Genomic DNA, 26736 nt, shown 5'->3' on the forward strand with positions numbered 1-26736 from the left:
GTTTTGCGGCCATCCCCCGATCAGTGTGGGAGCGAGCTTGCTCGCGAAGGCGTCGGCATAGCCAACATCCCCGCCACTGACCCACCGCTATCGCGAGCAGGCTCGCTCCTACAGGGGCTTGGCGGCGAACGAAGATTTTGCGGCCATCCCTGACCAGTGTGGGAGCGAGCCTGCTCGCGAAGGCGTCGGCATAGCCGACATCCCCGCCACTGACCCACCGCTATCGCGAGCAGGCTCGCTCCCACAGAGGCTTGGCGGCGAACGGGCGTTTGCGGCTTTCAAGGTTATCGCTGTTTTTAAGCTTGCTGAAACGTTTCTTCAAGTCTATAAAAACCGCACAACTCCAAGAAAAGGCTGCCCTTATGACTCCGCTCAAACTTGTCATTGCCCTCAGCGCCCTGGGCGCTACGTCCCACGCCATGGCCTGGGATTACGTCCTGCTCGACACCGATAAAGCCGCTCAGCCCTGGAAAATCACCAGCCAGCAGCTAGGCGTGAAAACCGACAAGCCCTTTTCCGTGACAATGCGCACCCTGCATGGCGGTCGGCAGGAAGGCGTCAGCATCGTCGATATCGACAACGGCACGATGAAGCTCTCGGTCGTCCCAACACGGGGCATGAACGTGCTGCAGGCCTCGGTCGGTGAAGTGCGTATGGGCTGGGATTCGCCGGTCAAGGAAGTGGTCAATCCATCGTTTATTGAGCTCAACGGCCGCGGTGGACTGGGCTGGCTCGAAGGCTTCAACGAGCTGGTGACCCGCTGTGGCTACGAATGGGTCGGCCATCCCGGCATGGACAACGGCGAGCTGCTGACGCTGCATGGCCGCGCCGCCAACATCCCGGCCAACAAAGTGACGCTGCACATCGATGAAAAACCGCCCTATGCGATTACTCTGCGGGGCGAGCTGAAGGAACAAGCCTTCAAGAAAGTCGATTTCTCGGTACAAACCGAACTGCTGACCGAGCCCGGCAGCGTGAGCTTCGCACTCAAGGACACGCTGACCAACAACGGCGACTATCCGAAGGAATACCAAGCGCTTTACCACAGCAATTTCAGTACACCGTTCCTGGAGCAGGGGGCTCGCTTCGCGGCGCCGGTCAAGCAGGTCTCGCCGTTCAACGACAAGGCCAAGGGCGATCTGGCGGATTGGCAAACCTACCGAGGGCCAACCAAGGACTACGACGAAACCGTCTACAACGTCGTGCCTTATGCCGATGCCAAGGGCGACACCCTCACCGTGCTGCACAACAAGGCCGGTAGCCTCGGTGTATCGGTGGGCTTCAACACCGGCACGCTCCCCGTGTTCTCCCTGTGGAAAAACACCGATACCCAAGGTCAGGGTTACGTGACCGGGCTGGAGCCGGGCACCAGTTTTTCCTATAACCGCCGGTATCAACGGCCACTGGGCCTGGTGCCCACCATCGCGCCAAAAGAGCACAAGCAGTTCCAGATCCACTACAGCCTGTTGGCTGATAAAGGTGCCGTGGATAAAGCCCTCAAACGTATCGATGAAATCCAGGGCGCCCAGGAAACCGAAGTACGAAATACGCCGCTGGTGGACCTGAGCAAGCCATGATGCCCATCAGGGCGTGGCGGGCCGGTACTGCAATGCTTCGGCCAAGTGCTCCCGACTGATTCGATCCGCTTGCTCGAGGTCCGCCAGCGTACGGGCGACCTTGAGCAGGCGGTGGGCGGCTCGCAGCGACAGGGTCAGTCGTTCGCAGGCGGTTTCCAGCCAGGTTTCATCGGTTGTGGATAACTTGCAATGCCGACGCAAACCCGGCAGATCCAGGAACGCGTTGGCACAGCCCTGGCGCTTTTGCTGGCGTTCGCGGGCCTCGGCCACTTGCTCGGCTACGGTAGCCGTATCCGCACCGGATTCGCTTTTGGGGCTCAACGCCGTGGCTTCCCGGGCGACGGTCAGGTGCAGGTCGATGCGGTCCAGTAAGGGGCCGGAGAGTTTATTGCGGTAGCGCTGCACCATGTCCGGCGTACACGAGCATCGGCCACTGGTCTCGCCAAGGTATCCACAGGGGCAGGGATTCATCGCCGCCACCAACTGAAAACGCGCCGGAAAGCGCACCCGGTCACGAGCGCGCGAAACCACGATGTGGCCCGATTCCAGCGGCTCCCTCAAGACCTCAAGAACCTTGCGGTCGAACTCCGGCAGTTCATCGAGAAACAGCACGCCATGGTGGGCGAGGGTGATCTCTCCCGGTTGCGGCTTTGAGCCGCCACCCACCAGCGCCGGGCCGGACGCCGAGTGATGCGGTTGACGAAACGGGCGCTGCGGCCAATGGCTCAACGGTACGCAACTGGCGACCGACTGAATCGCGGCGACCTCCAGGGCTTCACTTTCAGCCAGTGGCGGCAACAACCCCGGTAAACGACTCGCCAGCAATGTCTTGCCGGTGCCTGGTGGTCCGCTGAACAACAGGTTATGAGCTCCCGCAGCGGCGATCAGCAATGCGCGCTTGGCCCCGACCTGGCCTTGTACTTCATTCAAGTCAGGATAGGGCTTGCTCGCCGAGAGCAGCCCGTTGGAAACATAAGGCACCACCGGGGTATGGCCATTGAAGTGGGCTACCGCTTCGAGCAAATGGTCCACCGCGATCACCTTCAGCCCCGATGCCAGACAGGCTTCCTCGGCATTCGCTCGCGGCACCAGCAGCGTACGCCCGGCCTTGCGCGCCGCCAGCGCCGCGGGCAACACACCGCGCACCGGGCGCACCGCGCCGGACAACGCCAACTCCCCGAGACATTCCACATCGTCCAGCATCAGGGTTGGCACCTGTACGCTGGCCGCCAGGATCCCCAGGGCAATCGCCAGGTCGAACCGCCCGCCGTCCTTGGGCAGATCCGCCGGCGCCAGGTTCAGCGTGATGCGCCGCGCCGGGAAATTCAGGCCCGAATTGATGATCGCGCTGCGTACCCTGTCCTTGCTTTCCTTCACCGCCGCTTCAGGCAAGCCGACCATCGTCAGTGATGGCAAGCCATTGGCCAGATGGACTTCAACGGTAACGGCAGGAGCCTCCACCCCCACCTGGGCGCGGCTATGGACAATGGCGAGCGACATGCAATCGTTCCTTGAGTGAATAAGGGGCCGCGTCCTGCGGCTCTTGAAGGTTAGTCGTGGGATAGGCTTTCGGTGGGGCAATCGAAGGCGAAAATTTTGCCAGGATGTTGCGGTTACTAATGGCCGATCACCCCCGCGAACACGATGGCGATAGGGCGCGCGTTCGTTCAGCAGGGCTCTGCGGTCGTTTCACGGAGCCTTCGAAATGACCGCCCCAGCCCCTGCTAGACTCCGATTTGTCCAATCGGCATCTACGGCACAGGGAGTGAGTGGCCCATGAACGATCTGCTGGCTCTGTTAACCGACAAGCGCTTTATACCCCATGGGCATTGCTATATGTGGCGGCCGGATTTGCTGTGGACCAATGTCATTGCCGATGGCTTGATCACCCTGTCCTACATCTCCATCCCCTTCACCCTTCTGTACTTTATCCACAAGCGCAAAGACGTGCCTTTTGACTGGATGCTGACGGCTTTTGGTGTGTTCATCCTGGCCTGCGGGACCAGCCATGTGATGGAAATCCTGACCATCTGGCAGCCCTACTATTGGCTGTCGGCGCTGGTTAAGGTAATCACTGCTATCGCCTCGGTGATTACTGCCATCCTGCTGGTTCGGCTAGTGCCTGCGGCCCTTAAGATCCCCAGCCCGCAGCAACTGGCCAGGGTCAATGACGAGTTGCGTGAGGCGCAGGCCGAACTGGTCACTACCGCGCGCCGGGCCGGTATGGCGGAAATCGCCACCAATGTGCTGCACAACGTGGGCAATGTACTCAATAGCGTCAATGTGTCAGCCCGACTCTTGTACGAGAAAGTGCACGCATCCAAGGGGCAGGGGGTGATCAGGGTTGCTGAATTGATGAAGGAGCATTCCGATGATCTCGGCGCCTTTATCAGCAGCGATCCGAAAGGTCGCGCGCTACCCGGCTATCTTGGCAAGTTGGCCGAAGCCCTGGCAGCCGAGCAGCGGAGCATGATCGATGAGTTGGTGCAGCTGACCAAGAGCATCGACCATATCAAGGAAATCGTCGCCACCCAGCAGTCCTATGCCGGTAACTCCAGCGTGCTGGAGCCGGGTTCGCTGCGAGAGCTGATCGAGGATGTGGTGCGCATCTGCGATGTGTCCCTGGCGCGTCATCATGTGACGCTGATCAAGGAGCTCGCCGATATTCCGATGATGTCGCTGGACAAGCACAAGGTGCTGCAAATACTGATCAATCTAATCAACAACGCCAAGCAGGCGCTTGATTCGGTGGCGGATCGACCGTCGCGCATTACCCTGCGTCTGAAGGCCACTGACGACAAGCGTGTGCGGATCGAGGTCGAGGACAACGGCGAGGGTATCTCCAGGGACAATCTCAACCGGGTGTTCGAGCATGGTTTTACGACGCGTGCCGACGGTCACGGCTTTGGCCTGCACAGTTGCATTCTGGCTGCGCACGAGATGGGCGGCGAGCTGACAGTGCAGAGCGCGGGGCCGGGCAAGGGCGCGCTCTTTACCCTGGAGTTGCCGCTTGCGCTGGCCCAAGGTCAATCTCAGCGAGCCGCGAGTGGCTGACCTAGTCGGCTTGAGGTCTCGGCAAAAAAGCGTTGCAGGGGAGCGAGACAAAAAATCGCAGCTTTCAGCAGCTCCTGCTGGGGATTTTATTTGGTAGGAGGATTTATCTTCGCCTCCAACTCCGCCACTTTCGCCTCCAGGCTCTCCAACCGCGCCCGGGTCCGGGCCAGTACGACCATCTGACTGTCGAATTCTTCCCGGCTGACCAGATCCAGCTTGCTGAACCCGCTTTGTAGCAGGGCCTTGAACTGGCTTTCGATTTCGCTTTTGGGCAGGGGTGTGTCGCCGCTCAACAGGCGGGAGGCGTGGCCGCTGAGGGCGTCGAGGAGGTCTTTGGGCGCAAGCATGGCAGGTGTCCTGAAAACGATGAGGGCAGTGTATCACGCAGCGTCTATATTCAATTGGCGAGCAAGGAGTGCACGCTTTTCGCGCACTGGACCGGGCATCGCCGCACTGTTGTTGTGCGTATTGTTCCTGTTCGGGGTGCGGCGCGAGCCGGCACAGTGGGTAAGAGACTGAAATCAGAAGGTTTGGGCACAGATGGCAAGGTTTCTGCTTAGTGGCTGATGACCCATGCACTGATGCAGTCGCTGTGACGAATGCAGTGCAGCCGGCGAGGCGGGGAGCTTCGTCAGAGTGGTTAGCTGGCACCGGTCGGGCAACTTGGGCCGACGATGCGTTACAAAGCCAGGCACTGCGCTTAGACTTGAGTCGGGTTTGTTTTCCTGGGGCAAGTCCACCAATTCGGGAGAAAGTTTCATGAAGCTAGTCACTGCCATCATCAAGCCGTTCAAGTTGGACGACGTGCGCGAGTCGCTGTCCGAAATCGGCGTGCAGGGCATTACCGTTACTGAGGTCAAAGGCTTCGGTCGGCAGAAAGGTCACACCGAGCTGTATCGCGGCGCGGAATACGTGGTTGATTTCCTGCCCAAGGTGAAGATCGATGTCGCCATTGACGACAAGGATCTGGACCGGGTTATCGAGGCGATCACCAAGGCCGCCAATACCGGCAAGATTGGTGACGGCAAGATATTTGTGGTCAATCTGGAACAGGCTATTCGCATCCGTACCGGCGAAACCGATACCGACGCTATCTAAGCCGCCAAACCCAACGCCCCAGGAGAAAACAATATGACTCTGCGTAAATTCGCAGGGCTAGGAGCCCTGTTGTCCTTCGTAACGCCTGGCCTGGCCATGGCAGAAGAAGCGGCAGCCCCAGTCCTGAACTCCGGCGACACTGCCTGGATGCTCACTGCCACAATTCTTGTACTGTTCATGACTATTCCCGGCCTGGCGCTGTTCTACGGCGGTATGGTTCGGTCGAAAAACATTCTTTCCGTGATGATGCAATGCTTTGCCATTACCGGTCTGATCAGCATCCTGTGGGTCATTTATGGCTACAGCATTGCGTTCGACACCACGGGGATGGAGCAGGGCGTCGTCAACTTCAATTCGTTCGTCGGCGGTCTGAACAAGGCATTCCTGGCGGGCCTCACGCCTAGTAGCCTGACTGGCCTGTTCCCTGAAGCGGTGTTCATCACCTTCCAGATGACGTTCGCCATCATCACCCCGGCCCTGATCGTCGGCGCGTTCGCCGAGCGGATGAAGTTCTCCGCCATGCTGATCTTCATGGCCGTGTGGTTCACCCTGGTGTATGCACCGATTGCGCACATGGTCTGGTCCGGCAACGGCGGCCTGATGTGGGACTGGGGTGTGCTGGACTTCGCTGGCGGCACCGTGGTGCACATCAACGCCGGTATTGCTGGCCTGGTGGCGTGCCTGGTACTGGGTAAGCGCAAGGGCTTCCCGACTACCCCGATGGCACCGCATAACCTGGGTTACACCTTGATGGGTGCGGCCATGCTGTGGGTAGGCTGGTTCGGCTTCAACGCCGGTTCCGCCATCGCGGCCAACGGCACCGCCGGTATGGCAATGCTGGTTACCCAGATTGCAACCGCTGCTGCGGCGTTGGGCTGGATGTTCGCCGAGTGGATCACCCACGGTAAGCCAAGCGCACTGGGCATTGCCTCGGGTGTGGTGGCGGGTCTGGTGGCGATTACTCCGGCTGCCGGCACCGTGGGCCCGATGGGCGCCCTGGTCATCGGCTTGGCGGCGGGTGTGGTGTGCTTCTTCTGCGCCACTACCCTCAAGCGCAAAATGGGCTATGACGACTCCCTGGACGCCTTCGGCGTGCACGGCATTGGCGGTATCCTGGGCGCGATCCTGACCGGTGTGTTCGCAGCGCCGGCCCTGGGTGGCTTCGGCACCGTGACTGATATCGGCGCGCAAGTGTGGATTCAGCTCAAGGGTGTAGGCTTCACGGTGATCTACACCGCGATCGTCACCTTCATCATTCTCAAGGTCCTGGACGCCGTCATGGGTCTGCGTGTCTCCGAGGAAGAAGAAGCGGTCGGCCTGGACCTGGCCCAGCACAACGAGCGTGGCTACAATCTGTAAGTACACGCAATAAAAAATGCCCGGTTCGCCGGGCATTTTTTTGTCTGGAGTTTGTCATTGCTCACAGGATGTGCCGGTTTTTCCGACGTCTTTTGTTATGTACGCGACATGGGTTTTTCTACCGCCATCGGCTTACACCAAAGCAGGCGTATTAGGCCCTTTGTTTTTTCCCAGAGCGCGCTAGAATGCGCGCCGAACGTGCGGAGATCTGTATGTGGCAACAGACGCTGATAACCCTGCGGGCAAGGCCTCGGGGCTTTCATCTGGTAACGGACGAGTTGCTCGCCGGCCTGCCTGAACTCCGGGCATGTCGTGTCGGTCTGTTGCATCTGTGGCTGCAGCATACCTCGGCCTCGTTGACCATCAACGAGAACGCCGATCCGGCGGTGCGTCGAGACTTCGAACGATTTTTCAATCGGCTGATCCCACAAGGAACCGCCGATTATGAGCACAACGACGAAGGCCTGGACGACCTCCCGGCGCACTTCAAGGCCAGCGTGCTGGGGTGTCAGCTTAGCCTGCCGGTCACGGCGGGACGGTTGGCATTGGGTACCTGGCAAGGTGTTTATCTGGGCGAGCACCGTGATCATGGCGGTGCTCGTAAAGTCCTCGCCACTTTGTACGGTGATGGGGAGTAACCGCTGATTGCCGGCGGATGTTGAATTTTTTCTGGCAGCCTTCGACAGACGGCGAAGCTGGGCTATAACTAATCTGCTTTTCGCAAGTCATGAGGTAGAACATGAGCGACGATGATCTGGAAAACGACGACCTCGAAGTAGGTGACGAAGACGAGACCGAAGAAGGCCTGGAAGCGGCGGCTGAAGACGTCGCCGATGACGATGGGGCCGATGTACCGGCGCCAACCGCCAAAGGCAAGGCCAAGGCGGCGGTTTCGGTCGACGAGTTGCCGAGCGTAGAGGCCAAGAACAAGGAGCGTGATGCGCTCGCCAAGGCTATGGAGGAGTTCCTGGCCCGAGGCGGTAAAGTGCAGGAAGTGGAGGCCAACGTTGTTGCGGATCCGCCCAAGAAACCGGACAACAAGTACGGCAGCCGCCCGATCTGAGCATCTGCTTCTTGCTTGCTGAAAAAGCCCGCCGTCGCTGCGGGCTTTTTCATGGGCTATAAAAATCTTCAGGCCAGGCGCCGCGGCTCGCTCCCACAATTTGAGTTCTTGTGGCCACAAAACAGGCGGTTCAGGGTTGGCTATGCCACCCCGCCAGCAACCCCGGCAGCTCGGTCAGGCTGCGAATCTCTGCATCCGGTACATGCTCGGCATCCCAGGTTTTACCCGCCGGATTGAACCAGATTGCCCGCAAGCCGGCCTGTTGGGCGCCGGCGATGTCGTCACCCGGATGATCGCCAATGTGCACGGCGGTTTGCGCCGTGGCGCCGCCGCGTTGCAAGGCTTCGTGGAACAACCGGGCGTCAGGCTTGGCGATGCCGATGTCCTCGGCGCACAGGGCGAACTTGAAATAATCCGCCAGTCCCAGGCGACGTACATCGGCGTTGCCATTGGTGACCACGCCGAGGGCGAAATGGTTGGCCAGAATTTCCAGGGTAGGCTGCACCTCGGGAAAGATTTGCAGTTGGTGACGGGCGTGCAGGAATGTTTCGAACGCTTCGTCCGCCAGCTCCGAGGCTTGCCACTGGTCATAACCGGCGTCCTGCAAGGCACGGAACAGCACTCGTCGGCGCAGTGCGCTGATGCGGTGCTTCAGGCCGGGCTCCTCGCGCAACACTTGCTCGCGAATGGTAAAAAGATGCTCCACCGGCACGCTGCCCAGGTTCGGGGCGTTGTCGGTCAGCCACTGGCGTAAGATGGCCTCGGCACTGGCGATCACCGGGGCGGTGTCCCATAGGGTGTCGTCGAGGTCGAAAGTGATGAGCTCGATGGTCATGATTCGTCGCCCTTGATTCGTTTGGCCCTTGGGTGGGCACTGTCATAGACCGTTGCCAGGTGCTGGAAGTCCAGGTGGGTATAGATCTGGGTGGTCTTGATGTCGGAGTGGCCGAGCAGTTCCTGGACGGCGCGCAGGTCCTGGGAAGACTCCAGCAGATGGCTGGCGAAGGAATGCCTGAGCATGTGGGGATGCAGGTTCTGTCCCAGTTCGCGTTCACCGGCGGCCTTGACCCGCACCTGGATCGCCCGCGGGCCGAGACGCCGGCCTTGCTGGCTGACAAATACCGCGTCGTCGGCCGGGTTGGTCAGCGCCCGCAACGGCAGCCACAGCTCCAGGGCCTCACGGGCTTTGCGGCCAACGGGCAGCAAACGTGTCTTGCTGCCCTTGCCCAGCACCTGGACCATGCCATCGGCCAGGTCCAGTTGATCCAGGTTAAGCCCCGTCAGTTCGGAAAGCCGCAGGCCGGAGGAGTAGAACAATTCGAGAATCGCCTGGTCCCGTCGCGCCAGGAAGTCATCCTCGACAGCGCCTTCCAGCAATTGCAGGGCCCGATCGGTGTCCAGGGTCTTGGGCAACCGGCGTTCGCCCTTGGGCGGTGCCAGGCCGGTGGCGGGGTCGTGATCGCACAGCCCTTCGCGGTTGAGGTAGTGGTACAGGCCTCGCACTGCTGACAACAGTCGCGCCAGGCTGCGGGAGGATTGCCCTTGTTGATGAAGGCGGGCGACCAAGCTGCGCAGGCGCTGGATGTCCAAGGCTGCCCAACTGCCGATGTTTTGCTTCTGGCACCAGGCCAACACTTTTTCCAGGTCGCGGCGATAGGCCGACAGCGTGTGGGGCGACACCTGGCGCTCACTGCGCAGGTGTTCGCAGTAGGCGTCCAGCTGCCGTTCCATCATCAGCGTACCGAGCGCAGTGAACCAGTCATGCGCGGCAGGACCCGGCCGGTGACTTCGGCGATGTAGCTTAAAAACAACGTGCCCACCGAGCTTTTGTAGTGTTGCGGATCACGGCTGGCAATGGCCAGCACGCCATGTACGCCCTGGTGGGCGATGGCGACGACAGCGGTGGAGCCGATCTGCTTGCGCTGTTCTTCGCCGAAGAGGAAGTCCAGCTCATGTTCGCGCAGGCTGCCGCTGACGCTCTTGTTCTCCGTGAGCAATCCGCCGATGGCTGTCTGGGCGTCGGCGTGGGTTACCCAGCGCCCCACTGGCATGGCGTTATCGCCAAACAGGATCAGGCTGACAAAAGGCACCTGGAAATCCTGGCGCAGACTGTCTTCGACACTCATCACCAGGTCTTCGAGGTTGTTGGCATCCATGAGCGCCAGAATCAAGCGACGGGTCTTGTCGAAGAGCCGATCGTTATCCCGAGCTACGTCCATCAGGTGCGAAAGACGATGGCGCATTTCGATGTTGCGCTCGCGCAGAATCTTCATCTGATGCTCGACCAGCGACACCGTGTCGCCGCGGCGGTGGGGGATGCGCATCGTCGCCAGCAGTTCTTCATGCTCGACGAAGAAGTCCGGGTGAGCCTCCAGGTACGCGGCCACGGCTGCGGCGTCCGGATGGCTGGGGGATTCGTCGGGCTGCGGGGCTGGAACCTGTGGCTTGTCGGTCATGGGTTTGACTCACTCAAAGACGAACTTGTCCTTCGTATACGCGTACTGCCGGGCCGGTCATCAGCACCGGTTGGCCGGGGCCTGCCCATTCGATGGACAAGCGTCCACCGGGCAGGTCGATCAGTAAAGGCGAATCCATCCATCCCTGACTGATCGCGGCGACTGCCGCCGCGCAGGCGCCGGTGCCGCACGCCTGGGTTTCCCCGGCACCGCGTTCCCAGACGCGCAATTGCGCACGGTGGCGGTCGATGACCTGCAGGAAACCGACATTCACCCGCGCGGGGAAGCGCGGATGATTTTCGATCTTCGGCCCCAGCTCATGCACTGGCGCGCTGTTGATATCGCTGACTCGCAAGACGGCATGGGGGTTGCCCATGGATACTGCCGCCAGTTCCACCGTGGTGCCGTCGACCTCCAACTGATAGCTCAAGGCCTGGGCCGGCGCTTCGAACGGAATGTCCTTCGGTGCCAGGCGCGGGGCGCCCATGTTGACGCCGATCTGGCCGTCGTTGCGCACATCCAGTTCGATGATGCCGCTTTTAGTCTCGACGCGAATCTGCCGTTTGGCGGTCAGGCGCTTGTCCAGCACGAATCGGGCGAAGCAGCGGGCGCCGTTGCCGCACTGCTCGACTTCCGAACCATCGGCGTTGAAGATCCGGTAACGGAAGTCCACGTCCGGGTTGTTGGGCGCCTCGACGATCAGCAACTGGTCGAAACCGATACCGGTGTGCCGGTCGCCCCATTGTTTGGCATGCTTGGGCAGGATGTGCGCGTGCTGGCTGACCAGGTCGAGGACCATGAAGTCGTTGCCCAGGCCGTGCATCTTGGTAAAACGCAGCAGCATGGTTTTACTCCGGCAGCAGGCTTTCGCCGGCAAACAACTCGGCTACCGTCTCGCGGCGACGCACTTCAAACGCCTGATCACCGTCCACCAGCACTTCGGCGCAGCGGCCGCGAGTGTTGTAGTTGGAACTCATGACAAACCCGTAGGCCCCGGCCGAATGCACGGCCAGCAGATCGCCTTCTTCCAGCGCCAGCTCCCGACCCTTGGCCAGGAAGTCGCCGGTTTCGCAGATAGGGCCGACAATATCGTAGCTGCGGGCGGCGGTAGCGCGAGGGCGCACCGCGGTGACGTCCATCCAGGCCTGGTACAGCGCCGGGCGGATCAGGTCGTTCATCGCCGCATCGACGATGGCGAAATCCTTGTGCTCGGTGTGCTTGAGGTATTCGACCCGGGTCAACAGCACGCCGGCATTGGCAACGATGTAGCGGCCCGGCTCGAACATCAGGGCCAGGTCGCGACCGTCGAGGCGTTCACGCACCGCCTTGACGTAGTCGGCCACCAGTGGCGGCTCTTCGTCGCGGTAGCGCACGCCGACGCCGCCGCCCAGGTCGATGTGACGCAGGTAGATGCCGCAATCGCTGAGGCGGTCAACCAGCGCCAGCAGGCGGTCGAGGGCATCGATGAAAGGTTCGAGGGTGGTCAGTTGCGAGCCGATGTGGCAATCCACGCCCAGCACTTCCAGGTTCGGCAGTTGGGCCGCGCGCACGTACACATCCTCGGCGTCGGCAATGGCGATGCCGAACTTGTTTTCCTTGAGGCCGGTGGAAATGTACGGGTGCGTGCCGGCATCAACGTCCGGGTTCACGCGCAAAGAGATCGGCGCGCGGACACCCATCTCGGCGGCGACCAGTTGCAGGCGCTCCAGCTCATCGGTCGATTCGACGTTGAAGCAGTGCACCCCCACTTCCAGGGCGCGGCGCATGTCTTCACGGGTCTTGCCTACGCCGGAAAAAACGATCTTGTCGGCGCTGCCGCCAGCGGCCAGCACGCGTTCGAGCTCACCACCGGAAACGATGTCAAAGCCGGCACCCAGGCGTGCCAGGACGTTGAGTACACCGAGGTTGGAGTTGGCCTTTACGGCGAAACATACCAGGTGCGGCATGCCGGCCAGAGCATCGGCGAAGGCCAGATACTGGGCTTCGATGTGTGCACGGGAATAAACGTAGGTTGGCGTGCCGAAACGTTCCGCGAGCGCGGACAAGGCAACCCCTTCCGCGAACAGCTCCCCGCCACGGTAGTTAAAAGCGTCCATGGCGTTCCCTTAATAAGTGGTGTGGGTATCGTGCGCGTGGGACTTGGATTGCGACGACTTGGCCTGTTCTTCAGGGGATTTGCTGTCGTCGGGCAGGTACAGCGGACCTTTTTGACCACAGGCTGTCACAAGGCAAGCAACCGCGACGAGCGCAGCAAGGGAAGAGATCAGGCGCTTCATGGCGAAATCCTTGAAAATGCGTTAATTGCGCCGGAGTATACCGGCCACCCGGCAGCTTGCCTATGCAACGGGGTTCCCGTCCGGCGCCGGGAGGCTTTTCCCAAAGCCGGCTGTCGTCGGTCGGTATATCCTTTGCAATCGCCGGGAAGCGTCCGTATCTTGCGGCGCTTGAGCATGAGCAGACATTTTCGAGGTTGCCGCAATGAGTTTGACTGAAGCCCGTTTCCACGATCTGGTCGATGCGACCCAGCAAACGCTGGAGGATGTATTCGACGAAAGCGAGCTGGACATCGACCTGGAAAGCTCCGCCGGGGTGCTGACCGTCAAGTTCGAAAATGGCAGCCAGTTGATTTTCAGCCGCCAGGAGCCGTTGCGGCAACTGTGGTTGGCGGCGGTGTCCGGCGGTTTCCACTTCGACTACGACGAGGAAAGCGAACGCTGGATGTGCGACAAGAGCGAAGAGCAATTGGGCGAAATGCTTGAGCGCATCGTCAAGCAGCAAGCCGGAGTGGAACTGGATTTCGAAGGCCTTTGACAGCGTGAGCCAGAACACTCCGGCGCGGCCGCCCAAACCGCTCTACAGCAACGTCAGCCCCGCAGTGCCCTCTCCGTGCACCAGCGTGTGCAAGTTGGATGAGCAGAAGGTCTGCCTCGGTTGTTTCCGTCATGTGGAGGATATCCGCGAATGGCGCTCGGCCGATGATGAGCGCCGGCGGGTCATCTGCGCCGAGGCGGCCAAACGCAAATCTCTGGTGTAATCGCCCACTGTGCGGGAGCAAGGCTTGCCCGCTATGAAGACGACGCGTTCTTCCAGAAATCGAGGCGCCTGTTTCGCGAGCAAGCTCTGCTCCCACAATCCCCGCGCCACAGTAATTCTGCTCCCCATGACAATGGGTAGATTTGGCCCGGGTTGTTTATTTATTGAGCTGTGATAGTGTCCAGCTACGCCTCAACTCATCGAGGCCCGTGAAAACCCCGTCTTTTTGTGGCGGGGTTTTGCTTTTTTCGTGCAGAACAAAGGAGTCTGCCTGAATCATGACCGTACCTTCCATCACCCTTACACGTCTGGACGTACAGCGTCTGGAGCGCCTGATCGATAGCCTTGATGAAACGCTGCCGGGCGTGATTGCGTTGCAAACCGAACTGGATCGTGCCGACACCGTGGTAGGCCACGATGAAGTGCCCGCCGATGTCGTGACCATGAATTCGCGTGTGCACTGCCGCGAAGAAAGCAGCGGCAAGGACTATCACCTGACCCTGGTTTATCCACAGGACGCCAATGCCGACGAAGGCAAGATATCAATCCTTGCCCCGGTAGGCAGCGCACTGTTGGGCCTGAAGGTTGGCCAGCACATCGACTGGCCGGCGCCGGGCGGCAAGACGCTGAAACTGACATTGCTGGCCGTGGAATACCAGCCGGAAGCGGGCGGCGATTTCCACCTCTAGGCGCTTCAGACCAAGGCCAGCGCCTCGTTCAGGGCGCGTTCCAGGTCAGCCTTGTAGCGCAGGTACAAATTACTTGAGCAGGCCCCATCACCCACAAGACCCGAGAGGTCCAGGTCGGTGATGTAGCAGCGATAGCGTTCGGCCTCACGGCGCTGTTCGACGATCTCCCTGGCGACCACGCGGAACAACTGGTCGCCATGTTCCAGCTCCGAAAACTCCCGCTGATCGCAATACAGGGTGACGTGCACCTGCCCATGAGTGGCTTTGCCGATGATTGCCTGCACGTCATAGAACGGCTTGTTCACTGGCGTTTGCGGCGCCTGCCGCGCCTCGATCCGCCGTGCCCGCCCGCTGCCCGAGGGCAGGAGCTGGTAGTACAGGGTTTCCAGGGGCAATGGCTGGGTGGCATCCATCGGCAGTAACGCGTCGCGGCGGTACAGCACCGATTGCAGGAAGCGCTGCAGCGGCAGCAGCAGGCTGTGGTCGTCGTGATAAGGCAAGCGCTGTTGCCACAGGGCATTGAGCTCATCGAGCACGTACAGCTCAGCGTCGTCCTCGTTGACCCGGTAGAACACCTGAATGCACTCGGGCTGCCCCATGGGCAGGATCAGCGCCAGGTCATGGTCCTCCAGAGCCATCGGATCCAGATGCAGAGGGCTGTAGGCCGTCAGCTCCTCGCCCAGGTAATCCATCAGCGCCGACAGGCTGCCCAGGGCCACGTGATTGACCTGGCCCGGCACCAGCTCCAATACGTGGTAGTGCTGCTGGACCTGGAGCAGATAGCGGTGGTTGAGCCTACTCAGCAGCAGGGTCTGCGCCGTTTCGATGACTTCCTCGACCCGGCGGGCAATGAACTGCGCGCGGTTGTGGCAGAAACAGCGTACCTGCAAACGCGGCTGGCGCTGAGTGACGGGCAGGTCATTGAGGTAATCGCGCAGGCAGTCGAGCAGGGCGTGCTCGCCGTCGAAGCGGTTGACCAGCACCTCGTTCCAACTGTTGAGCGTGACCTGATCCAGGGTCAGCACCAGGTTCTCCCGAACCCCGGCGTAGCTCAGGGAGTCCGTGCGCTCGGTGGTCATCAGGATATTGAGGTCGCGATGATGCTTGAGCGGATCGACGCCGACGTTAACCAGTATCAGCACTTCGCTGGGCACGCTGGCGCGCAACAGCTGTTCTTCATCTACCGTGCTCAGCGGCAGGGCGATGGACTGTTGCAGGCTGCCCAGCAGGTTGAACAGCTCAAACTCACTCAGGTCGCTGCTACCTGGGTGCAGCGCAAGGCGCGTACTGCTGTCGATCACACCGTTGCGATGGCACCAGGTCAACAACTCCAGCAACTCGCGGCAGCGTTTGATCGGTGCGAAGTTTTCCCACTCCAGGGCGTTGAGGCTGCCGTTGTACAGGCCCCACTGGTTCTGCCCGGGTTCTTTCTTGTTCGGTGACTGCACCAGCGTCAGGGTGTCTTCGGCCAGGTCCGGGGCGATGCCGGGGTTGATGAACTCGACTTTGTCGGCCTTGCGTTCGAATGCGGCATACAACCGCCGGCCCAGGACGTTGAGGTCGCGCTTGTTGATCAGGCTGACGGTTTTTTCGGTGCGGGCGAACTGGGTCAGGAAGCGGTAGCTGTAGGTCAGTTCGTTGACCAGCGCCCGCCGTTCGTTGCTGACCTGACGCACTTTCCACTGGCTGCGGCTGTCCAGCAGCGCCAGTTGCCGTGGGTCCCAGCCCCATTCCCGGGCCAGACGCTCAAGCAGAACCCGTTGCCAGCCCGTGCTGCGCCCCTGGCCGGTCAGCTTGCGATTGACCTTCAGGTAAAGCGCCCTGCGCACCAGCTCCAGGCGTTCGGATTCACCTCGGGCGTTGAGGTACTCCTCGATACGACGGTAAACCACCATGTAGGGATCCAGCTCTTCCAGGTCCAGGCGGTTGGCGAACACCGCCTGTTTGAAGCGCAGGCTCAGGCAGCGAACGTCCGGGTGTTCGCTGGCGTAGACTTCGATCAGCAGCAGCTTGAGCACTGATTTGTAGGGCGACTCGATGCCCTTGAACAATTGCCAGAGGCCGGCGCCGATGAATTCTCCCGGCGGGATATAGGCCAGGTGCCCCAGGTTGAGCGTTTCATCGGCGCGGATGAAGCGTTTGGAAATCAGCGTGTGGGTGTACTGCTCATAGTTTTCTTCTTCATACACCGGCACCAGCCACCAGATCGGCGTGCGTCCGGCCAGCCAGATCGCCGTGCGGTAGAACTCGTCCAGCAGCAGGTAATGCTGGGTTGTACCGCAATCGTCGGAACTGAGCTGAGTGTCCCGGTCGCCGCGGACAAAGCGCGCCGGGTCGATCAGGAAAAAATGCGCTTCAGCGCCCTGGGTCGCCGCCCAGGTTTCCAGCAGTAGACATTTTTTGCGCAGTTCGGCCAGTTCGTCCTCGCTCAGGTCCGGACCATGGCAGACCCACACATCCATGTCGCTTTGATCCGCTTGGGCGAGGGTGCCGAGGCTGCCCATCAGAAACAGACCCAGAATCGGTCGCGGCGGATTGCTGCCGTGGCGCGGCTTGTAGGAGAACGAGCGGGTCAGCCGCTGGGCTTCGGCGAGGACGCTGGCGTCGGGCTCATAGTTGGACAGCCCGGCAGGTGTGCTGCCTGAGACATAGCCGGGCAGGAGCGGGTGATTGACGTGGAAAAACAACGGCAACAGCGTCAGCACGCTTTGCTGGCGGGTCGACAGACCTTCCAGGGCGCGATCCATCCGTACGCTGTTGAGCTTGAGAAAACGTGCGCGCAACTGGCTCAGGACCTTGCGGTCGATTCCCTCGTCCAGATCGGGGCGTATTTCGTGATTGCGGGTCATGTCAGCTCAAACCGGCTCGCGGCGTCGAACGTGGGAGATCACAGGTGGTGGCAGTTTAGCGCCCGAACCCGGGATTTCTTAAGCTGAATGTATGTTTTTGACGTCAGAATTTTTACACAGTGCGCCAGGGCGCCTGCGGAAACCTCGATGAAGGAGATTTCCGTGGGCGACAGGAGGAATCAGGCGGCTTCTTTTACGACGTTGAGAATGGTCAGCAGGCTTTGCACATGCTCGGCGGCATCCCGGCCCAGGCTGGTCAGGTAACCACCGTCGGACTGGGTTATCAGGTCTTTTTCGAACAGGCGTTTAGCGGCAGCGATGGCAGAGGGGGCAGCGGTCTGATGGATTTTCAGGCCTTCCTGGGAACTGTCCAGGTTGAAGAGTGCAAGGATTTCCAGTTCGGCAACCAGCTCAGGGGTAAGCGACATAAGGACTCCAGACTTTCTAGGAATTTGGTCGACAGCGTCACTAAAGTGAGCGCACTCGGCCAAGCTGTCCAGTGTCAGCGTCATGCTTTTTTTGTTTTGGGTGACCGCAGGCGTAATTCGTTGTGGCGAGGGAGCTTGCTCCCGCTGGAGCGCGAAGCGGTCCCAATAGCTTGATGGCTGCTGCGCAGCCGAGCGGGAGCAAGCTCCCTCGCCACAGTCGGTGAGACCTTATTTCTTTTCTGGCGGCAACTCGGGAAGAGCGCGCAACGCCGTTTCGTACCACTGGGTATCGAACGCACGGTCTTCTTCGAGGATCGCGTCAATTTCCACTGCCAGCACATGGGCCATCAGGTTGAGAATTTCTTCGCGCTCGTAACCCACCAGGGTCAATTTATTGAAAACGGCCTTGGCCGCTGGCGGGTTGTCATTTTCGATCTGGTTTTCGATGGCCTGGATCAGCGTGTTTTCGACGAACTCTTCTTCGTCGGTGTCGATATCGGTTGGCTCGCTCACGGCAGGCTCCTTGGAGAAAGGTCGCCAGTTTACCTGCATTCAGCGCGGTGATGCGTCTGGCAAGAGATGGTTCGACGGTCTATAACGCAAGGCTGCCAACCCCGCACGGCCTGGAGGCCTTGTCATGCTCAAGCTTTATGGTTTTTCCGTCAGCAATTATTACAACATGGTCAAGCTGGCGTTGCTGGAGAAGGGCCTGCCTTTCGAAGAGGTGCCGTTCTACGGCGCTCAGACCCCCGATGTGCTGGCCATCAGTCCACGGGGCAAGGTGCCGGTGCTCAAGACCGAGCAAGGGTTTATCAACGAAACCAGCGTGATCCTCGAATACATCGAACAAACCCAGCCGGGCAAAGCCCTGTTGCCCAGCGACCCGTTCGAGCGTGCCCAGGTGCTGGCTTTGTGCAGGGAAATCGAGTTGTACATCGAGCTGCCGGGACGGGCTTGCTACGCCGAGGCGTTTTTCGGCATATCGGTACCCGACGCCATCAAGGAAAAGACCAAGGCCGAATTGCTGCTGGGGTTCGCCTCGCTCGGCCGTCACGGCAAATTCTCGCCCTACGTGGCGGGTGACAGTCTGAGCCTGGCCGATCTGTATTTCCTCTACAGCGTATCGCTGGCGTGCCAGGTGGGCCGGAAAGTGTTCGATATCGACTTGCTGGCGGATATGCCGGCGGCCAAGGGGCTGATGGAGCGGCTGGAGCAGAACCCGAATGTGCAGCGGATTGCGGCCGACAGGGAGGCAGAGATGCCAGCGTTTTTGGCGATGATTGCTGCCAAGAAGTGAGTTTTGTGGTGTTTTGAAGTGAGTCATCGCGAGCAGGCTCGCTCCCACATTTGATCTCCCTGTGTTCACACATGTGCGTTCACTGAAGATCCACTGTGGGAGCGAGCCTGCTCGCGATGCTTTCGGCTTTTAACGGCTGGCGAGCATCGCCTGGCCGCGCACCACGGCAGCCTTCACCTGGGCAGGCGCTGTGCCGCCGATGTGGTCGCGGGCATTGACCGAACCTTCCAGAGTCAGCACGGCAAACACGTCCTGCTCGATCTGGTCACTGAACTTGCGCAACTCGTCCAGGCTCATCTCCGCCAGGTCCTTGCCGTTGTCCACGCCGTACTTCACGGCATGGCCGACGATTTCGTGGCAATCACGAAACGGCAGGCCACGGCGTACGAGGTAATCAGCGAGGTCGGTGGCGGTGGAGAAGCCGCGCAAGGCCGCTTCGCGCATCACTGCATGCTTGGGCTTGATCGCCGGGATCATGTCGGCAAAGGCCCGCAGCGAATCACGCAGCGTATCGGCGGCATCGAACAGCGGTTCCTTGTCTTCCTGGTTGTCCTTGTTGTAGGCCAGCGGCTGGCCCTTCATCAGGGTCAGCAGGCCCATCAGCGCACCGAACACCCGACCACTCTTGCCGCGTACCAGCTCCGGCACGTCGGGGTTTTTCTTTTGCGGCATGATCGAACTGCCGGTGCAGAAGCGATCCGGCAGGTCAATGAACTGGAATTGCGCGCTGGTCCACAGCACCAGTTCTTCGGAGAAGCGCGACAGATGCATCATCGCAATGCTCGCGGCGGCGCAGAATTCGATGGCGAAATCGCGGTCCGAAACGTTATCCAGCGAGTTGCCGCCCACGGCGTCGAAACCCAGCAACTGTGCGGTGTATTCACGATCGATCGGGTACGTGGTGCCGGCCAGCGCGGCGCTGCCCAGGGGCATGCGGTTAGTGCGCTTGCGGCAGTCCACCAGGCGCTCGTAGTCGCGGCTGAGCATTTCGAACCAGGCCAGCATGTGATGCCCAAACGTTACAGGTTGAGCGGTTTGCAGGTGCGTGAAGCCCGGCATGATGCTCTCGGCCTCGCGCTCGGCCTGCTCCAGCAAGCCTTTTTGCAGACGGGTGATCTCGCCCAGGATCAGGTCAATCTCATCGCGCAGCCACAGGCGAATGTCGGTGGCCACCTGGTCGTTTCGGCTGCGGCCGGTGTGCAGCTTCTTGCCGGTCACGCCGATGCGATCGGTCAGGCGCGCTTCGATGTTCATGTGCACGTCTTCGAGATCGACGCGCCAGTCGAACTGGCCGGCCTCGATTTCAGCCTGGATGGTTTTCAGGCCATCGATGATGCTGTCGCGCTCGGCATCGGTCAGTACGCCGACCTTGGCCAGCATGGTGGCGTGGGCGATCGAGCCCATGATGTCGTGGCGATACAGGCGCTGGTCGAAGTTGACGGAGGCGGTGAAGCGGGCGACGAAGGCGTCGACGGGTTCACTGAAGCGGCCGCCCCAGGACTGATTGGTCTTGTCAGTGCTCATGAATTCGCTCGTGATCGGCTGTGGAAAAAGTAGCGGTTAAAGGCTGCGGCGGATGATAGCAGGGTTGCCGGGACTGGCGCTGGCACTGGTCGGCAGGTTTTTTGCGCACAAGCCGAGCATTTAATGGGTTTTTTGCACAACGATATTTTTCGATTGAGCAATATCGGCGCGGCAACCGTCTACAGTGGACTGTAGGACTTTTACTTTTTCATCCACGGAGCATTGGACGAATAGAAGAGGGGGGCTCGTATTGGTCAGATGGAGTGTTAACAATTCCTACGACGGCGCCGTGCGACAACAGGCCTCAAGCATCGATTGGCAGGCGCGGGTAAAGATAGGTAACCGCCTCGCGGCACTTTTTGGCCCTCGAACGAGTCTTAGCGTGGATCGCGGTGACGGATGTCACTTCCCCTGTCTACGCTATCCTTGTGCGAGACTCACGCAGGAATCCAGCGCAATATGAATGTCCTGATCGTTGATGACGAACCACTGGCCCGTGAGCGCCTGAGCCGAATGGTTGGCGAACTCGAGGGTTACAGTGTCCTGGAGCCGAGCGCCACCAATGGCGAAGAGGCGTTGGCCCTTATTGATAGCCACAAGCCGGATATCGTGCTGCTCGACATTCGCATGCCTGGCCTGGACGGTTTGCAGGTCGCGGCGAAGTTGTGCGAGCGTGAGTCACCGCCCGCGGTGGTGTTCTGCACCACTCGGGACGACTTCCCGCCGGAGGTGCTGCAGGCCGGCGCCGTGGGCTATCTGATCAAGCCGGTCACTGCCGAGGCGCTGGTCGAGGCCTTGCGCAAGGCCGAGCGGCCCAACCGCGTGCAACTGGCGGCGTTGACCCGTCCGGCCGCCGAAAGCGGCAGCGGCCCGCGCAGCCACATCAGTGCGCGCACTCGCAAAGGCATTGAACTGATCCCATTGAATCAGGTGGTCTACTTTATCGCCGACCATAAATACGTGACCTTGCGTCACGAGAGCGGCGAGGTGTTGCTGGACGAACCACTCAAGGCTCTTGAAGACGAGTTCGGTGAACGCTTCGTGCGCATCCACCGCAACGCCTTGGTGGCTCGCGAGCGTATCGAGCGTTTGCAGCGCACACCCCTTGGGCATTTCCAGCTGTTTCTCAAAGGCCTCAATGGCGACGCGCTGATTGTCAGCCGGCGGCACGTGGCCGGCGTGCGGAAGATGATGCAACAGCTTTAGCTTGAGGTTCCAAGGCGTCCAAGCCGTTTAGCGCGTTCCATTTCCAGGACATTGACGGCCAGGGAGGCCTTGGGGTCGTGATTCAAGTCAAAGCGAATTTGACTGAGCTGTTATTATCCGCCGTATCTTTTAAGTACGGATTGATCCATGTCCCCTCGCGAGATCCGCATCGCCACCCGTAAAAGTGCCTTGGCCCTCTGGCAGGCCGAATACGTCAAAGCCCGTTTGGAAGAGGCCCATCCCGGCCTGATCGTGACGCTGGTGCCCATGGTCAGTCGCGGCGACAAGCTGCTGGACTCGCCGCTGTCGAAAATCGGCGGCAAGGGCCTGTTCGTCAAGGAGCTGGAAACCGCGCTGCTGGACAACGAAGCCGATATCGCCGTGCACTCGATGAAAGATGTGCCCATGGACTTTCCGGAAGGCCTGGGCCTGTTTTGCATCTGCGAGCGAGAAGATCCACGCGATGCGTTCGTTTCCAACACGTTTGCAAGCCTCGACGCCCTGCCCGCCGGGAGTGTGGTCGGCACCTCCAGCCTGCGTCGCCAGGCGCAGTTGCTGACCCGCCGCCCAGACCTGCAAATCCGCTTTCTGCGGGGCAACGTCAATACCCGCCTGGCCAAACTCGATGCCGGTGAGTACGACGCAATTATCCTTGCCGCCGCCGGCCTGATCCGCCTCGGTTTTGAAGATCGCATCACGTCGGCCATCAGCGTCGATGACAGCCTGCCGGCCGGTGGGCAGGGGGCGGTGGGTATCGAATGTCGCAGCGCCGACAGCGAGATCCATGCCCTGTTGGCACCGCTGCATCACGACGACACCGCCACCCGGGTCTTCGCCGAGCGCGCCCTCAACAAACACCTCAATGGCGGTTGCCAGGTGCCGATCGCCTGTTACGCCGTACTCGAAGGCGAGCAGGTCTGGTTGCGCGGTCTGGTGGGTGATCCGAACGGTGGCCGACTGCTCAGTGCCGAGGCCCATGCGCCGCGCCGCGATGCCGAAGCGCTGGGTGTCCGGGTAGCCGAAGACCTGCTCGGCCAGGGTGCCGACGACATTCTCAAGAAGGTCTACGGCGAGGCGGGCCACGCGTGACGGGCTGGCGGCTGCTGCTGACCCGGCCGGTCGACGAGTCGTCGGCCCTGGCGGCTGTCCTGGCCGAGGCCGGGATCTACAGCAGCAGCCTGCCGTTGCTGGATATCGAGTCGGTCCCCATGTCCGACGCCATGGGGGAGACTTTTCAACGGCTGGACCAGTACTGTGCCGTGATTGTGGTGAGCAAGCCCGCCGCACGTTTGTGTGTGGAGCTGCTGCGCCAATATTGGCCCCAGCCGCCAGACCAGCCATGGTTCAGCGTGGGGGCGGCGACCGGGCAGATCCTTATCGATGCCGGCCTCACTGTGTTTTATCCCGACCACGGCGATGACAGCGAAGCCTTGCTGGAGCATCTGGTGTTACGCCAGGCTATCACCCGACCCAATCCCAAGGTTTTGATTGTGCGTGGCGAGGGCGGGCGCGGCTTGCTGGCGGAGCGCTTGCGCGAGCAAGGTGCTAGTGTCGATTATTTGGAACTGTACCGGCGCAGCCTGCCGCATTACCGAGAAGGTGAGTTGGCGGCAAGGGTCAAAGCGGAACGCTTGAACGCGCTGGTGGTCAGCAGTGGGCAGAGCTTCGAGCATCTGCAGCGGTTGGCTGGCGATGAGTGGCCCGCGCTGGCGCGGTTACCGTTGTTCGTTCCAAGCCCAAGGGTTGCTGAGATGGCCCGTGCCGCCGGGGCCCTGACAGTTGTGGATTGCCGTGGCGCCAGTGCTGCGGCTTTGCTGGCGGCGTTACGGGATCAGTCCGTGCCGTTTTCTAATGCAAAGGATGGATACGTGAGCGAAACAGCCTTGCCAAAAGATCAAGACCAACCCGCGATCGATACGCCGGTTGAAACCCCTGCTCCGAAGGCGCCGCGTCGCGGCAACGGGCTGGCCATTGTCGCGTTGTTGTTGGGAGCCGCCGGCGTGGCCGTTGGTGGTTGGGGCGTGTGGCAGGTGCGTCATCTGCAAGCCAATAACCAGCAGCAGGTCACTCAGGTTCAGGCGCTCAATGATCAGGCCCAGACCCTCAAGCTCAATGAGCAACGCCTGAGTGAGCGTCTGGCTCAATTGCCTGCGGCGCAAGAGCTGGAAGAGCGTCGGCGTCAGGTCGCCCAGTTGCAGGGTGATCAACAACGACTGAACCAGCGCCTGGAAACCGTGCTCGGTGCCAGCCGCAAGGACTGGCGCCTGGCCGAAGCCGAACATCTGCTGCGCCTGGCCAGCCTGCGTCTTTCCGCCCTGCAGGACATCAGCAGTGCCCAGGCCCTGGTCCAGGGTGCTGACGAAATCCTGCGCGAGCAAAACGACCCTGGCTCATTCGCCGCTCGCGAGCAACTGGCCAAGACCCTTGCTGCGTTGCGCAGTACCGAGCAGCCGGATCGTACCGGGCTGTTCCTGCAGTTGGGGGCCTTGCGTGACCAGGTGCTGCAACTCACGGAACTGGCCCCCGAATACAAGGATCGTGGTGAGTCGTTGCTGGGCTTGACCGCCGATGGCGATGGCGCCAGCCGCTGGGCGCAGTGGTGGGACCAGATATCGCGCTATATCCGTATCGATTTCAACGCGGATGAGAATGTCCGTCCGCTCTTGGCCGGGCAGAGTCTGGTGCAGGTGCGCCTGGCCTTGAGCCTGGCCCTGGAGCAGGCGCAATGGGCCGCTCTCAACGGCCAGGCCCCGGTGTACACCCAAGCGCTGGCTCAAGCGCATGATGTGCTCAAGAACAACTTCAACCAGGACAACCCGCAAAGCAAAATCATGCTTGAGCGCGTGGCCGAGCTGGCCAGGCAGCCGGTGACGGTTGCGACCCCGGATCTGACAGGGACCCTGAGCAGCGTTCAGGCCTATCTGGAGCGCCGCAACCTGAACGCCGAAGAGTCGGTCAAGCCGCTGGCCAAACCTGATGAGCAGGAGGCCACGCCATGAAACGCCTCTACGTGATTATGTTCGTGGTCATCGCCGTCGCTGCCTTGCTGGGCGTGGCGATCGCCGAACATTCGGGTTACGTGCTGGTGGCATACAAGAACTTCCGATACGAGGCCGGCCTTTGGGTCACCCTGGCGCTGGTGGCGGTGCTCTGGCTGGTGTGGCGGGGCGTGAGGGCCTTGGTTGGCCTGGTGACGACCTCCACTGGCGTGGTCAACCCATGGTCGCGCCGCAACCGCAGCCGGCGGGTGCAGGTGGCAATCGAACACGGGCAACTGGACCTGGCCGAAGGTCGCTGGGCCAGTGCCCAGCGCCACTTGCATCGCGCCGCTGAAGCCGAGCGCCAACCGTTGCTGTATTACCTTGGCGCCGCCCGTGCGGCCAATGAGCAAGGTCTTTACGAACAGTGCGACAGCCTGTTGGAACGTGCCCTTGAACGTCAGCCCCAGGCTGAGCTGGCGATTGCCCTGACGCACGCACAATTGCAGATGGACCGCGGCGACACCGACGGTGCATTGAACACGTTGCAAGCCATGCATGATCGCCACCCACATAACGCCCAGACCCTGCGTCAGTTGCAACGTCTGCATCAGCAGCGCGGGGATTGGTCTGCGGTGGTCCGGTTGTTGCCGGAGCTGCGCAAGGACAAAGTCCTGCCGCCGGCTGAGCTGGCTGAACTGGAGCGTCGGGCCTGGGGCGAAAACCTCACCCTGGCGGCCCACCGTGACGAAGACGGCAGTGTCGGGTTGCAATCGCTTAACCGTGCCTGGCAACAACTGTCGTCCGCACAACGCCAGGAATCGGCGCTGGTGTTGGCCTATGCCGAGCAACTGCGGCAACTCGGGGCGCAGGCCGAGGCCGAAGAGGTGCTGCGGGCGGCGCTCAAACGTCACTATGACAGTCACCTGGCGCGCCTGTACGGGTTGGTCCGCGGCAATGATCCGGGCCGCCAACTGCAAGCGGCAGAAGGCTGGCTCAAGGATCACCCGAACGACCCTGGCCTGCTGCTGACACTGGGCCGCCTGTGCCTGCAAAACAGTTTGTGGGGCAAGGCACGGGATTATCTGGAAAGCAGTTTGCGCCTGCAGCGCAATCCCGAGGCCTGCGCCGAACTGGCGCGACTGCTGGCGCAACTGGGGGATGCCGAGCGCAGCAACCAGCTCTTCCAGGAAGGCTTGGGGTTACTGGATGAGCGCTTGCTGGCCGCGCCACTGCCGGTCCCGGCTCAGGTTTTGGCCACTTGAGAGAGAGTGAGTCGTTCTTGAGGGTTGTATGAATCATTGTGGCGAGGGAGCAAGCTCCCTCGCCACGTGTTTATTGATGCCCCTAATGGCGTTAGCAATGCCTTCGGTAAAGTCCTACAGCAAGCTGCGCTTAATCTTCTCTTGCTTGTCGGGAATTCCCTACACCCCTGGTGAAGTGTCTGCACGGCCCCGCCTTGAAAGGCCGGCGGCCTTTCCTCTACCGTAACGGCCTGTCTCTTCTGTTACGGAACCGCCATGTCTTTGGCTTGCTCACGCTTCTTGTTTTTCATGGCTTTCATCGCCGCCGCTCTGGTTTTTGGTATCGCCAGTTACCTTGAATATGCGGTAGGTCTGACGCCTTGCAGCCTGTGTGTTTTGCAACGGTTGTGCCTGATGCTGTTTTTGATGAACTGTCTCGCCGCATGCCTGCATGGTCCTGCTCAGAAAGGCAGCATCTGCTACGGGGCGATGGGACTGGTTTTCGCGTCGAGCGGGTTGACGCTGGCATGGCGTCAGGTTCTGGTGCAAGGCGACTCGCTGGAGCAGTTGCCCGATTGTATCGATCACCTCAAGGCAGTGAGTTCGTGGTGGGGCGCTGTACATCGTGTACTCGAGGGGGCGATCGACTGCGCGAGCATCACTTGGACCCTGTTCGATCTGAGTCTTCCCGAATGGAGCCTGTTGTTTTTTCTCGCCGTGTCTTTTGTGATGTCCTATCTGTTGCTGCGCCTTGTCTGGAACGCTCTGATACGACCGCTCAGCGGCACAACGGCGCAACTGGTCCGGGTCATGGATTAAACACTTGTATGAACTTTATCTCCTGCGTACCTTGAAGCGGTTGTCGTGCGGGCATAATCTGG

At 60.8% G+C, this 26736-nt stretch carries 27 protein-coding genes and 1 pseudogene; 16 read left to right on the forward strand and 12 right to left on the reverse strand.

The genetic code is table 11. The features are described from left to right. The first annotated feature begins 362 nt into the window (after positions 1-362). Positions 363-1577, forward strand: coding sequence for an aldose 1-epimerase family protein (locus tag AC3I65_RS00580; protein ID WP_305467065.1), 1215 nt, complete (start codon positions 363-365; stop codon positions 1575-1577). A 6-nt stretch (positions 1578-1583) separates the two neighbouring features. On the opposite strand, the gene AC3I65_RS00585 is transcribed toward AC3I65_RS00580, so the two are convergent. Next, positions 1584-3077: a YifB family Mg chelatase-like AAA ATPase gene (locus AC3I65_RS00585; protein WP_047226141.1), complete on the reverse strand. Its 1494-nt coding sequence runs from the start codon at positions 3075-3077 to the stop codon at positions 1584-1586. Positions 3078-3353: 276 nt separating this feature from the next. On the opposite strand from AC3I65_RS00585, the gene AC3I65_RS00590 reads away from it, so the two are divergent. After that, entirely contained in the window at positions 3354-4631 is a 1278-nt protein-coding gene (locus tag AC3I65_RS00590; protein WP_160893877.1) for a sensor histidine kinase, read from the forward strand. 86 nt (positions 4632-4717) lie between these two features. On the opposite strand, the gene AC3I65_RS00595 is transcribed toward AC3I65_RS00590, so the two are convergent. Next, a complete protein-coding gene (locus AC3I65_RS00595) occupies positions 4718-4978 on the reverse strand; it encodes an accessory factor UbiK family protein (RefSeq protein ID WP_160893875.1) in 261 nt (86 codons plus the stop codon). 412 nt (positions 4979-5390) lie between these two features. On the opposite strand from AC3I65_RS00595, the gene glnK reads away from it, so the two are divergent. The 4 genes from glnK (at position 5391) to sutA (ending at position 8151) form a co-directional block, all read left to right on the forward strand. Beyond that, a complete protein-coding gene (glnK, locus tag AC3I65_RS00600; RefSeq protein ID WP_002555808.1) occupies positions 5391-5729 on the forward strand; it encodes a P-II family nitrogen regulator in 339 nt (112 codons plus the stop codon). A gap of 33 nt (positions 5730-5762) precedes the next feature. Then, complete coding sequence (locus AC3I65_RS00605; RefSeq protein ID WP_047226138.1) at positions 5763-7088, forward strand: ammonium transporter; 1326 nt, start codon at positions 5763-5765, stop codon at positions 7086-7088. 212 nt (positions 7089-7300) lie between these two features. Continuing rightward, entirely contained in the window at positions 7301-7726 is a 426-nt protein-coding gene (locus tag AC3I65_RS00610) for a secondary thiamine-phosphate synthase enzyme YjbQ (protein WP_047226195.1), read from the forward strand. A 101-nt stretch (positions 7727-7827) separates the two neighbouring features. Then, entirely contained in the window at positions 7828-8151 is a 324-nt protein-coding gene (sutA, locus tag AC3I65_RS00615; protein ID WP_014340827.1) for a transcriptional regulator SutA, read from the forward strand. Between the two features lie 130 nt (positions 8152-8281). On the opposite strand, the gene AC3I65_RS00620 is transcribed toward sutA, so the two are convergent. Genes AC3I65_RS00620 through lptM form a run of 6 tightly spaced genes read right to left on the reverse strand, consistent with a single transcriptional unit; the run spans position 8282 to position 12883 of the window. Next, positions 8282-8986, reverse strand: a complete 705-nt coding sequence (locus AC3I65_RS00620; RefSeq protein WP_047226137.1) for an HAD family hydrolase — start codon at positions 8984-8986, stop codon at positions 8282-8284. Beyond that, on the reverse strand, positions 8983-9882 hold the full coding sequence (gene xerC, locus AC3I65_RS00625; RefSeq protein WP_076383081.1) for a tyrosine recombinase XerC: 900 nt from the start codon (positions 9880-9882) through the stop codon (positions 8983-8985). Before xerC ends, AC3I65_RS00620 begins: the two co-directional genes overlap by 4 nt. A 2-nt stretch (positions 9883-9884) precedes the next feature. Continuing rightward, the gene (locus AC3I65_RS00630; RefSeq protein WP_488523396.1) at positions 9885-10607 is read right to left on the reverse strand and encodes a DUF484 family protein; all 723 of its coding nucleotides are present in this window, start codon (positions 10605-10607) and stop codon (positions 9885-9887) included. A gap of 13 nt (positions 10608-10620) precedes the next feature. After that, entirely contained in the window at positions 10621-11451 is an 831-nt protein-coding gene (gene dapF, locus AC3I65_RS00635; RefSeq protein WP_047226134.1) for a diaminopimelate epimerase, read from the reverse strand. Between the two features lie 4 nt (positions 11452-11455). Continuing rightward, positions 11456-12703, reverse strand: coding sequence for a diaminopimelate decarboxylase (gene lysA, locus AC3I65_RS00640; RefSeq protein WP_047226133.1), 1248 nt, complete (start codon positions 12701-12703; stop codon positions 11456-11458). A gap of 9 nt (positions 12704-12712) precedes the next feature. Continuing rightward, the gene (gene lptM, locus AC3I65_RS00645) at positions 12713-12883 is read right to left on the reverse strand and encodes an LPS translocon maturation chaperone LptM (RefSeq protein WP_047226132.1); all 171 of its coding nucleotides are present in this window, start codon (positions 12881-12883) and stop codon (positions 12713-12715) included. A gap of 202 nt (positions 12884-13085) precedes the next feature. Between lptM and cyaY the strand changes: the two genes are divergently transcribed. The 3 genes from cyaY (at position 13086) to rnk (ending at position 14329) form a co-directional block, all read left to right on the forward strand. After that, positions 13086-13418: an iron donor protein CyaY gene (gene cyaY, locus AC3I65_RS00650; RefSeq protein WP_047226131.1), complete on the forward strand. Its 333-nt coding sequence runs from the start codon at positions 13086-13088 to the stop codon at positions 13416-13418. Between the two features lie 4 nt (positions 13419-13422). Next, positions 13423-13641, forward strand: a complete 219-nt coding sequence (locus AC3I65_RS00655; protein WP_047226130.1) for a DUF1289 domain-containing protein — start codon at positions 13423-13425, stop codon at positions 13639-13641. A gap of 277 nt (positions 13642-13918) precedes the next feature. Next, positions 13919-14329, forward strand: coding sequence for a nucleoside diphosphate kinase regulator (gene rnk / locus AC3I65_RS00660; RefSeq protein ID WP_047226129.1), 411 nt, complete (start codon positions 13919-13921; stop codon positions 14327-14329). A gap of 5 nt (positions 14330-14334) precedes the next feature. On the opposite strand, the gene AC3I65_RS00665 is transcribed toward rnk, so the two are convergent. The 3 genes from AC3I65_RS00665 to AC3I65_RS00675 form a co-directional block, all read right to left on the reverse strand. Further along, the gene (locus tag AC3I65_RS00665; protein WP_047226128.1) at positions 14335-17178 is read right to left on the reverse strand and encodes a class I adenylate cyclase; all 2844 of its coding nucleotides are present in this window, start codon (positions 17176-17178) and stop codon (positions 14335-14337) included. Positions 17179-17357: 179 nt separating this feature from the next. Beyond that, the gene (locus AC3I65_RS00670; protein WP_047226127.1) at positions 17358-17606 is read right to left on the reverse strand and encodes a TIGR02647 family protein; all 249 of its coding nucleotides are present in this window, start codon (positions 17604-17606) and stop codon (positions 17358-17360) included. Between the two features lie 228 nt (positions 17607-17834). After that, entirely contained in the window at positions 17835-18119 is a 285-nt protein-coding gene (locus AC3I65_RS00675) for a hypothetical protein (RefSeq protein ID WP_047226126.1), read from the reverse strand. A 124-nt stretch (positions 18120-18243) separates the two neighbouring features. On the opposite strand from AC3I65_RS00675, the gene AC3I65_RS00680 reads away from it, so the two are divergent. After that, positions 18244-18903, forward strand: coding sequence for a glutathione S-transferase family protein (locus AC3I65_RS00680; RefSeq protein ID WP_047226125.1), 660 nt, complete (start codon positions 18244-18246; stop codon positions 18901-18903). Between the two features lie 129 nt (positions 18904-19032). On the opposite strand, the gene argH is transcribed toward AC3I65_RS00680, so the two are convergent. Further along, entirely contained in the window at positions 19033-20427 is a 1395-nt protein-coding gene (argH, locus tag AC3I65_RS00685) for an argininosuccinate lyase (protein WP_047226124.1), read from the reverse strand. Positions 20428-20886: 459 nt separating this feature from the next. Between argH and AC3I65_RS00690 the strand changes: the two genes are divergently transcribed. The 6 genes and pseudogenes from AC3I65_RS00690 to AC3I65_RS00715 all read left to right on the forward strand — a co-directional run bounded on the left by AC3I65_RS00690 (position 20887) and on the right by AC3I65_RS00715 (position 26674). Next, positions 20887-21633 (forward strand): LytR/AlgR family response regulator transcription factor, encoded by a 747-nt coding sequence (locus AC3I65_RS00690; RefSeq protein WP_047226123.1) that lies wholly within the window; start codon positions 20887-20889, stop codon positions 21631-21633. A gap of 147 nt (positions 21634-21780) precedes the next feature. Next, on the forward strand, positions 21781-22722 hold the full coding sequence (gene hemC, locus AC3I65_RS00695; protein WP_488523397.1) for a hydroxymethylbilane synthase: 942 nt from the start codon (positions 21781-21783) through the stop codon (positions 22720-22722). Then, a pseudogene (locus AC3I65_RS00700) lies at positions 22719-23465 on the forward strand (uroporphyrinogen-III synthase); the annotation flags it as partial. The gene hemC and the pseudogene AC3I65_RS00700, both read left to right, overlap by 4 nt. Positions 23466-23501: 36 nt before the next feature. Continuing rightward, entirely contained in the window at positions 23502-24632 is a 1131-nt protein-coding gene (locus AC3I65_RS00705; protein WP_274091179.1) for a uroporphyrinogen-III C-methyltransferase, read from the forward strand. Continuing rightward, a complete protein-coding gene (locus tag AC3I65_RS00710) occupies positions 24629-25876 on the forward strand; it encodes a heme biosynthesis HemY N-terminal domain-containing protein (RefSeq protein ID WP_488523398.1) in 1248 nt (415 codons plus the stop codon). The genes AC3I65_RS00705 and AC3I65_RS00710 overlap by 4 nt, the downstream gene beginning before the upstream one ends. A 255-nt stretch (positions 25877-26131) precedes the next feature. Then, the gene (locus AC3I65_RS00715) at positions 26132-26674 is read left to right on the forward strand and encodes a disulfide bond formation protein B (RefSeq protein WP_488523399.1); all 543 of its coding nucleotides are present in this window, start codon (positions 26132-26134) and stop codon (positions 26672-26674) included. Positions 26675-26736 lie beyond the last annotated feature (62 nt).

It is taken from the genome of Pseudomonas sp. N-1-13 (assembly GCF_057787095.1).

Excerpts from the sequence above, each read along its gene's own strand:
- lptM (WP_047226132.1), bottom strand. The coding sequence starts at position 12,883 with ATGAAGCGCCTGATCTCTTCCCTTGCTGCGCTCGTCGCGGTTGCTTGC.
- AC3I65_RS00610 (WP_047226195.1), top strand. The coding sequence starts at position 7,301 with ATGTGGCAACAGACGCTGATAACCCTGCGGGCAAGGCCTCGGGGCTTT.
- AC3I65_RS00590 (WP_160893877.1), top strand. The coding sequence starts at position 3,354 with ATGAACGATCTGCTGGCTCTGTTAACCGACAAGCGCTTTATACCCCAT.
- glnK (WP_002555808.1), top strand. The coding sequence starts at position 5,391 with ATGAAGCTAGTCACTGCCATCATCAAGCCGTTCAAGTTGGACGACGTG.
- AC3I65_RS00710 (WP_488523398.1), top strand. The coding sequence starts at position 24,629 with ATGAAACGCCTCTACGTGATTATGTTCGTGGTCATCGCCGTCGCTGCC.
- cyaY (WP_047226131.1), top strand. The coding sequence starts at position 13,086 with ATGAGTTTGACTGAAGCCCGTTTCCACGATCTGGTCGATGCGACCCAG.
- AC3I65_RS00595 (WP_160893875.1), bottom strand. The coding sequence starts at position 4,978 with ATGCTTGCGCCCAAAGACCTCCTCGACGCCCTCAGCGGCCACGCCTCC.
- hemC (WP_488523397.1), top strand. The coding sequence starts at position 21,781 with ATGTCCCCTCGCGAGATCCGCATCGCCACCCGTAAAAGTGCCTTGGCC.
- AC3I65_RS00670 (WP_047226127.1), bottom strand. The coding sequence starts at position 17,606 with ATGTCGCTTACCCCTGAGCTGGTTGCCGAACTGGAAATCCTTGCACTC.
- xerC (WP_076383081.1), bottom strand. The coding sequence starts at position 9,882 with ATGGAACGGCAGCTGGACGCCTACTGCGAACACCTGCGCAGTGAGCGC.
- AC3I65_RS00620 (WP_047226137.1), bottom strand. The coding sequence starts at position 8,986 with ATGACCATCGAGCTCATCACTTTCGACCTCGACGACACCCTATGGGAC.
- argH (WP_047226124.1), bottom strand. The coding sequence starts at position 20,427 with ATGAGCACTGACAAGACCAATCAGTCCTGGGGCGGCCGCTTCAGTGAA.
- dapF (WP_047226134.1), bottom strand. The coding sequence starts at position 11,451 with ATGCTGCTGCGTTTTACCAAGATGCACGGCCTGGGCAACGACTTCATG.
- sutA (WP_014340827.1), top strand. The coding sequence starts at position 7,828 with ATGAGCGACGATGATCTGGAAAACGACGACCTCGAAGTAGGTGACGAA.
- AC3I65_RS00715 (WP_488523399.1), top strand. The coding sequence starts at position 26,132 with ATGTCTTTGGCTTGCTCACGCTTCTTGTTTTTCATGGCTTTCATCGCC.
- AC3I65_RS00690 (WP_047226123.1), top strand. The coding sequence starts at position 20,887 with ATGAATGTCCTGATCGTTGATGACGAACCACTGGCCCGTGAGCGCCTG.
- lysA (WP_047226133.1), bottom strand. The coding sequence starts at position 12,703 with ATGGACGCTTTTAACTACCGTGGCGGGGAGCTGTTCGCGGAAGGGGTT.
- AC3I65_RS00585 (WP_047226141.1), bottom strand. The coding sequence starts at position 3,077 with ATGTCGCTCGCCATTGTCCATAGCCGCGCCCAGGTGGGGGTGGAGGCT.
- rnk (WP_047226129.1), top strand. The coding sequence starts at position 13,919 with ATGACCGTACCTTCCATCACCCTTACACGTCTGGACGTACAGCGTCTG.
- AC3I65_RS00580 (WP_305467065.1), top strand. The coding sequence starts at position 363 with ATGACTCCGCTCAAACTTGTCATTGCCCTCAGCGCCCTGGGCGCTACG.
- AC3I65_RS00630 (WP_488523396.1), bottom strand. The coding sequence starts at position 10,607 with ATGACCGACAAGCCACAGGTTCCAGCCCCGCAGCCCGACGAATCCCCC.
- AC3I65_RS00665 (WP_047226128.1), bottom strand. The coding sequence starts at position 17,178 with ATGACCCGCAATCACGAAATACGCCCCGATCTGGACGAGGGAATCGAC.
- AC3I65_RS00680 (WP_047226125.1), top strand. The coding sequence starts at position 18,244 with ATGCTCAAGCTTTATGGTTTTTCCGTCAGCAATTATTACAACATGGTC.
- AC3I65_RS00605 (WP_047226138.1), top strand. The coding sequence starts at position 5,763 with ATGACTCTGCGTAAATTCGCAGGGCTAGGAGCCCTGTTGTCCTTCGTA.